The organism is Chromobacterium sphagni (assembly GCF_001855555.1).
Taxonomy (GTDB): domain Bacteria; phylum Pseudomonadota; class Gammaproteobacteria; order Burkholderiales; family Chromobacteriaceae; genus Chromobacterium; species Chromobacterium sphagni.
In genome coordinates this window covers 1-6,860 of sequence record NZ_MKCT01000085.1, presented here as the reverse complement: position 1 = coordinate 6,860, position 6,860 = coordinate 1, and the positions used below count along the sequence as shown (strand labels likewise).

11 protein-coding genes are annotated in these 6,860 nt (G+C 62.1%); 7 read left to right on the top strand and 4 right to left on the bottom strand.

All coding sequences use genetic code 11. The features are described from left to right. Positions 1-27: 27 nt before the first annotated feature. From BI344_RS25635 to BI344_RS21775, 4 genes are all read right to left on the bottom strand, one after another. Positions 28-483 (bottom strand): nitroreductase family protein, encoded by a 456-nt coding sequence (locus BI344_RS25635; RefSeq protein WP_241499442.1) that lies wholly within the window; start codon positions 481-483, stop codon positions 28-30. Further along, positions 459-716, bottom strand: a complete 258-nt coding sequence (locus BI344_RS25630; protein ID WP_241499441.1) for a hypothetical protein — start codon at positions 714-716, stop codon at positions 459-461. Before BI344_RS25630 ends, BI344_RS25635 begins: the two co-directional genes overlap by 25 nt. 298 nt (positions 717-1,014) lie before the next feature. Beyond that, on the bottom strand, positions 1,015-1,863 hold the full coding sequence (locus BI344_RS21780) for a 23S rRNA (adenine(2030)-N(6))-methyltransferase RlmJ (protein ID WP_071114891.1): 849 nt from the start codon (positions 1,861-1,863) through the stop codon (positions 1,015-1,017). Positions 1,864-1,875: 12 nt separating this feature from the next. After that, complete coding sequence (locus BI344_RS21775; RefSeq protein ID WP_071114890.1) at positions 1,876-2,625, bottom strand: tRNA pseudouridine(65) synthase TruC; 750 nt, start codon at positions 2,623-2,625, stop codon at positions 1,876-1,878. Positions 2,626-3,094: 469 nt separating this feature from the next. Between BI344_RS21775 and BI344_RS21770 the strand changes: the two genes are divergently transcribed. From BI344_RS21770 to BI344_RS25595, 7 genes are all read left to right on the top strand, one after another. After that, positions 3,095-4,099 carry a BMP family lipoprotein gene (locus BI344_RS21770; RefSeq protein ID WP_167359421.1) on the top strand — a complete coding sequence of 335 codons (1,005 nt, stop codon included), beginning with the start codon at positions 3,095-3,097 and terminating at the stop codon, positions 4,097-4,099. A 119-nt stretch (positions 4,100-4,218) separates the two neighbouring features. Beyond that, positions 4,219-4,584 (top strand): ATP-binding cassette domain-containing protein, encoded by a 366-nt coding sequence (locus tag BI344_RS25625; protein WP_420912622.1) that lies wholly within the window; start codon positions 4,219-4,221, stop codon positions 4,582-4,584. A 62-nt stretch (positions 4,585-4,646) separates the two neighbouring features. Continuing rightward, complete coding sequence (locus BI344_RS25615; RefSeq protein WP_420912621.1) at positions 4,647-5,279, top strand: ATP-binding cassette domain-containing protein; 633 nt, start codon at positions 4,647-4,649, stop codon at positions 5,277-5,279. Continuing rightward, positions 5,276-5,746 carry an ATP-binding cassette domain-containing protein gene (locus BI344_RS25610; RefSeq protein WP_241499440.1) on the top strand — a complete coding sequence of 157 codons (471 nt, stop codon included), beginning with the start codon at positions 5,276-5,278 and terminating at the stop codon, positions 5,744-5,746. The genes BI344_RS25615 and BI344_RS25610 overlap by 4 nt, the downstream gene beginning before the upstream one ends. Continuing rightward, positions 5,743-6,042, top strand: a complete 300-nt coding sequence (locus BI344_RS25605; protein WP_241499439.1) for a hypothetical protein — start codon at positions 5,743-5,745, stop codon at positions 6,040-6,042. The genes BI344_RS25610 and BI344_RS25605 overlap by 4 nt, the downstream gene beginning before the upstream one ends. After that, positions 6,024-6,623: an ABC transporter permease gene (locus tag BI344_RS25600; RefSeq protein ID WP_241499438.1), complete on the top strand. Its 600-nt coding sequence runs from the start codon at positions 6,024-6,026 to the stop codon at positions 6,621-6,623. Before BI344_RS25605 ends, BI344_RS25600 begins: the two co-directional genes overlap by 19 nt. Next, positions 6,623-6,835, top strand: a complete 213-nt coding sequence (locus BI344_RS25595; protein ID WP_241499437.1) for a hypothetical protein — start codon at positions 6,623-6,625, stop codon at positions 6,833-6,835. Before BI344_RS25600 ends, BI344_RS25595 begins: the two co-directional genes overlap by 1 nt. The last annotated feature ends 25 nt before the right edge of the window (positions 6,836-6,860 follow it).

Here is a 6,860-nt window from a genome sequence, read left to right as displayed (position 1 = left end):
TGCCACTCGGCGCTTGTGAACACCTTCTCAGAGGAAGCTGGCGATATCGGCCAGCGTTTTTTTGCCGATATTTGGCACCATGCAGTTTTCTGCCGGGTAGCCCACAACCAACAGGATGTAGGGCTTTTCATGTTGCGGACGGTCGAGCAGCTGGTTGAGGAAGTTCATCGGGCTGGGGGTGTGGGTGAGGGTGGCCAGGCCGGAGTGGTGCAACGCCGAGATCAGGAAGCCGGTGGCGATGGAGACCGACTCCGGCACGTAGTAGTTTTTGATCTCGCTGCCGTCGTCCAGCACGGTTTTCTTCTGGCCGAAGATGGCGATCAGGTATGGCGCGATTTCCAGGAAGGCTTTGTCCGCGTCGGTGCCCAGCGGCGCGAGCGCGTCTTTCCACTCCCGCGGCGCGCGGTGTTGGTAGAACTCGCGTTCTTCCGCTTCTGCCCCGGCGCGGATCTGTTTTTTCAGCGCCGGGTCGGCCACCACCACGAAATACCAGGGCTGGTGGTTGGCGCCGGACGGCGCGGCGCCGGCGGTGAGCAGGCAGTTTCTATGACCTGGCGCGGAACCGGCTGGGCGGAGAACTCGCGTATGGTCTTGCGTCGCTTGATATCGGCGTAGAAGGCCTGCGAGCGGGCCAGCATTTCCGCTTCCGGATAGCGGATGAAGCTGGTCAGCGGGATGAACTGCGGCTGGCCCTGGTTGAAAGGCAATTTGCTCATAGACGGCTCCTGGCTGAGTAGCGGGGGAGGGGCGGCGCGGGCGCGACGATTGGCCTTTCTGGGCGTCCGATGTTGTCCAGGCGGGACTTTTGAAGCGTTCAAGCCCGAAGGTAGGTTCAGCATGACACCCTGTCCGGCTTTTATTCAATATGAATTATTCATTGCGCAAGACGTTTGTCATGTAGTTTTGTTTCAATTAAAGATACTTTATGTGGAGTTATGTGATTGACGGCGGGCCGGCGCAAAAAAAGCGCGCCAACGGCGCGCTTTTCAATGAGTGTGTATATCCGAATAAGGCTTACAGGTCGCCGCCGCTTTCCAGGATGAAGCTGGCCTTGTCGTCCTGCGCCAGATGCCTGGCCAGATAGGGCAGCGTTTCCTTCAGCGTCTGCGGCAGCGTCCACGGCGCGTTCAGGATGAACATGCCGCTGCCGTGCATGCCGAAACCATCGGCCGACGGCCCTTGCACATGCAGTTCGGCGCGCAGCCAGCTTTTGGCCGGCAGCTTTTTCAGCGCCGGGATCATCTCTTTCATTTCCGCGCGCTGCAGGCACGGGTACCACACCGCGTAGACGCCGGTGGCGAAGCGTTTCAGGCTTTCCTTCAGCGCGGTGACCACGTGCTGGTAGTCGCGCTTGTCTTCGTACGGCGGGTCTATCAGCACCAGCGCGCGGCGCGGCGGTGGCGGCAGGATGGCCTTGATGCCCTCGAAGCCGTTGGCTTGTTGGATCTGCACCCGGCGGCCGGCATCGGCGAAGTTCTCCTGCAGCAGCTTGGCGTCGCTGGGGTGCAGTTCGAACAGGCGCAGCTTGTCGCTTTGCGGCATTACGCCAGCGGCGCACCACGGCGAGCCGGGGTAGAACTTCAGCTCGCCGTCGGCATTCATCCGCTTGACCACTTCCACGTAGTTGGCCACCGCTTCGGGCAGGTCGTCGCGCTGCCAGAGCCGCGCGATGCCGGATTCGAACTCGGCGTTCTTGGTGGCGTAGCCCTCGACCAGCGAGTAGGCGCCTGCGCCGGCGTGGGTGTCGATATACCAGTAGGGCTTGTCCTTCTGCCCCAGGTAGTTGAGCAGTTCGATCTGGATCAGGTGCTTGAGCACGTCGGCGTGGTTGCCGGCGTGGAATGCGTGTCTATAGCTGAGCATTCTGTTGTTCTTTCAATGAGATAGGGTGATGCCGGCCGCCTGCGCGGCCTCGTGCCAGCCCAGCCGGTACAGCAGCGCGCTGAAGTCTTCCGCCAACGGGCTTTGCAGCAGCAAAGGCCGGCCGTCGGCCGGGCGCGCCAGCCGCATTTCCACGCAGGCCAGCAGCATGCGCGGGCAAGCCAGATGTTCGGCGAACATGCGGTTGTGGCGGCCCTTGCCGTGGGTGGAGTCGCCGATGATGGGGTGGGCGATGTGCTTCAGGTGGCGGCGCAGCTGATGGCGGCGGCCGGTCAGCGGAGCCAGCTCCACCAGGCTGTAGCGGCTGGTCGGGTAGCGCTCCACCGCTATCGGCAGTTCAATGCGCGCGAGCGTGCGATAGTCGGTCTGCGCCGGCTGTGGCGCGGTTTCCACCCGCTCGCCGATCCATTCCAGATCGTCCGGGCGGCGGCTGAGCGGATGGTCGATATGGCCGGCGTCGTCGGTGTGGCCGCGCACCACCGCCAGGTAGCGTTTGGCCACCTGTTGGCGTTCGAACTGCCAGCTCATTTCGCGGCCAGTGTCCTTGTCCAGCGCGAACAGCAGCACGCCCGAGGTGCCTTTGTCCAGCCGGTGCACCGGATAGACGCGCCGGCCGATCTGGTCGCGCAGCAACTGGATGGCGAAGCGGGTCTCGTTGCGGTCCAGCACGGTGCGGTGCACCAGCAGGCCGGCGGGTTTTTGGATGGCGATCAACTGATCGTCCCGATAGAGTATTTGCAGCATGGAAATGACAGATGTGGCCAGGCGGCGATTGTAGGGCTTGCACGGTGCTTTGGGTATAGCCGCTTTGCTTTGTGTTGGATCAATTCCATGCAGTACAATCATGGATTGCGCAAAATGCCAAAAGCATAATGCGCGCCTGGGCTGGCTTGCAGCATGGCGGGGTCGCTTGCGGGGGCGGAATGTTTGCGACACGGTATTTCAAAGTCGAGAGGAAATTGTTTACAGTCCCGTGAACGGTCATTACAATTCGCCGCGCTCAGAAAGAACGACAAAGTGGTGTCTGCAGCCGGTTTTTGCATTGCGCAGGAAGCGGTTCAGGCCGCTTCGGCACAGCTGAGGCTGTAGTCCGGCAGTTACATGCCGTCTGCAATTTCAGCTGTCACCATTTCAAGTCCAGCACTGCGGCACATAGCGCGTCCGCATGGGGAGCCATGTGCGCGTTGACCAACTAACTCCAAGAGTTATAGAGATGACCATCCAATTGAAACGAATCAGCTTTGCAGTTGCTGCCGCGGTTCTGTCGGCAGCGGCTTGCGCCAAGGACTTCACCCCCGCCGTGATTTACGATCAGGCCGGCAAGTTTGACAAGAGCTTCAGTGAAGCCGCCTACAACGGCGCCGAGCGTTTCAAGAAGGACTTCAAGATCAACTACCGCGACGGCCAGATTTCGTCCGACGCGCAAAAAGAGCAGCTGCTGCGCAAGATGGCCGGCAGCGGCGCCGACGTTGTCGTCGCCGTAGGCTTCAACTTCTCGCAAGCGGTGGAAACCGTGGCCAAGGAATTCCCCAAGGTCAAATTCACGCTGATCGACGCCGTGGCCAAGGGGCCGAACGTGCAGAGCATCGTGTTCAAGGAGCAGGAAGGTAGCTTCCTGACCGGCATCGCCGCCGCGATGAAGTCCAAGACCGGCAAGGTCGGCTACATCGGCGGCATGGACATCCCGATGATCCGCGCCTTCGGTTGCGGTTACGCCCAGGGCGTGAAGTACGCCAACAAGAACGCCGTGGTGCTGCAGAACATGACCGGCACCACCCCGCAAGCCTTCAACGACCCGGCGCGCGGCACCGAGCTGGCCAAGAGCCAGTTTGACCGCGGCGCCGACGTGATCTTCGTCGCCGCCGGCGGCACCGGCATGGGTGTGCTGCAAGCCGCCAAGAATGCCGGCAAGTTCTCCATCGGCGTGGACAGCAACCAGAACTATCTGTACCCGGGTTCGGTGCTGACCTCGATGGTGAAAAAAGTGGACGTGGCCGTCTACAGCACCTTCAAGGATGCCAAGGACGGCTCCTGGAAGTCCGGCGTGAAAGTGCTGGGCCTGAAGGAGCAGGGCGTGGACTGGGCGCTGGACAAATACAACCGTCCGCTGATCACGCCGGAAATGGAGAAGAAGATCGCCGCCGCCAAGGCAGAGATCATCAGCGGCAAGATCAAGGTTGTCGATTACCGCGCCAACAACAGCTGCCCGGTACAATAATAAAGGCAGTGACATCCCCGGCCGGTGGCGGGGGACGCAGCCGCGATGAGTTTCTCGTCGCGGCTGTTTCTTCATGCCGGCCTGGGTGGATTCGAATGAAGATCGGGAACATACAAAGCATGACCGAGTTTGCCATTGAGCTGACGGGCATCAACAAGAGTTTTGGTGCCGTGCAGGCCAACCGCGACGTGACGATGAGCGTGCCGAAGGGAAGCATCCACGGCATCATCGGCGAGAACGGCGCCGGCAAGTCCACGTTGATGAGCATCCTGTACGGCTATTACCAGGCCGACAGCGGCGCCATCCGCGTGAGCGGCCAGGACGCGCGCATCCGCAACAGCCAGGAAGCCATCCATCTGGGAATCGGCATGGTGCATCAGCACTTCATGCTGGTGGATACCTTCACCGTGCTGGAGAACATCGTGCTGGGCGCCGAAGGCGGCCGGCTGCTCAAGCGGGGCTGGACCAGGCCCGCGAGCATCTGAAGGAACTGAACCGCAATTACTCGCTGGAAGTCGACCCGGACGCGCTGGTCAGCGATCTGGGCGTGGGCCTGCAGCAGCGGGTGGAAATCCTCAAGGCGCTGTACCGCGGCGCCGACGTGCTGATCCTGGACGAGCCGACCGCGGTGCTGACGCCGCAGGAGGCCGATCATCTGTTCCACATCCTGCGTTCGCTTAAGGAGCAGGGCAAGACGGTGATCCTGATCACCCACAAGCTGCGCGAAGTGATGGACATCACCGACAATGTCAGCGTGATGCGCGCCGGCACCGTGGTGGCCAATGTCGCCACATGCGACGTGGACAAGGAAAAGCTGGCCGACCTGATGGTGGGCCGCAAGGTGACGCTGAAGGTCGATAAGGCCGAGCGCGCGCCGGGCGCTGTGGTGCTGGACGTCAAGAACCTGTGCCTGACCGATGAGCGCCAGGTCAAGCTGCTGGACGGCCTGAACTTCCAGGTGAGGGCCGGCGAAATCGTCGGCGTGGCCGGCGTGTCCGGCAACGGCCAGTCCGAGCTGTTGGAAGTGCTGGCCGGCATGTTGTCGCCCAGCGCGGGCGCTGTGGTCTACAAGGGCGAGGATTTGCTGAAGCTGCCGTGCAGGCGCGCGCCGCGCGCCGCGGTGTACCGCCGCAAGGGCATCAGCCATATCCGGAGGACCGTTCGCGCGAGGGGCTGGTGAAGGGCTTCTCCACTTTCGAGAACGCCATTCTGGGCTACCACGACGACAAGTCGCTGAGCTGCGGCCCGCTGTATTCGCGCAAGAAGCTGGTGGAGCGGACCCGCGACTTCATCCGCCAGTTCGATATCCGTCCGGGCAACCCGCTGCTGCGGGTGGGCCTGCTATCGGGCGGCAATCAGCAGAAGGTGGTGCTGGCGCGTGAAATCCACGCCAATCCGGACCTGCTCTTGATCGGCCAGCCGACGCGCGGCGTCGATATCGGCGCCATCGAATTCATCCACAAGCGGCTGATCGAGCTGCGCGACGAGGGCAAGGCCATCTTGCTGGTATCGGTGGAGCTGGAGGAAATCCTGGCGCTGGCCGACCGCATCCTGGTCATGGCCGGCGGCCAGATCACCGGCGAAGTGGCGGCCAAGGATGCCGACACCATTTCGCTGGGCTTGTTGATGGGGGGGCACAAACATTGAAATTCGGACAACCATCCACCTTGCCGCGTTGGGCGCAGCTGACCGTATTGCCGGCGCTAAACCTGCTGGCCGCCTTGCTGGTGACGGGCTTCGTCACCTGGATGATTGGCGAGAATCCGTGGGAATGCCTGCAACTGCTGATCCATGGCGCCTTTGGCTACGGAGAGGGCACCGGCTATACGCTGTTCTACACCACCAGCTACATCTTCGCCGGTCTGGCTGTGGCACCGCCTTCCATGCCGGCCTGTTCAATATCGGCGGCGAAGGCCAGGCCTACTTGGCCGGCCTGGGCGTGACGCTGGTGATGCTGGGCTTCGACCACACCCTGCCGTCTTACGTGCTGATTCCGCTGGCGATGCTGGCGGCGATGGGCTTCGGCGCGGCCTGGGCCTATGTGCCGGCCTATCTGCAGGCCAAGCGCGGCAGCCACATCGTGGTGACCACCATCATGTTCAACTTCATCGCGTACTCGCTGATGTTGTACCTGATCAGTCACCAACTGATCGAGGCCGGCTCGCAGAACCCGACCACCCGCCAGTTCGCCGAGACCGGCTGGATTCCGCAGCTGCACACGCTGTTCACCTCGCTGCCCAATTCGCCGCTCAACCTGACCTTCGTGCTGGCGCTGTTGGCGTCCGCGCTGTTCTACCTGATCGTCTGGCATAGCCGCTGGGGCTTCGAGCTGCGCACCGTTGGCACCAACGAGCATGCCGCCGGCTACGCCGGGATGAGCGTCAGCCGCGTCATCATCATCGCCATGTGCGTGTCCGGCGCGCTGTCCGGCCTGTCGTCGGTGAACGACCTCTTGGGCTCCTCGCACCGCATGAACGTGCTGTTCACCAACGGCGTGGGCTTTGTCGCATCGCCGTGGCGCTGATGGGGCGCAACCATCCGGTGGGCATCATCCTGTCGGCGCTGCTGTTCGGCGCGCTGACCCAAGGCGGCTCCGACCTGTCATTTGAAAAGCCGATGATCACCCGCGAGATGATCCTGTTCATCCAGGGCCTGATCATCCTGTTCTGCGGCGCGCTGGAAAACCTGTTCGAGCCGTTCATCGCCGGCCTGTTCAAGCGCAAGGACAAAAAATAATGGAAATGTTCTTCAGTCTTCTCGA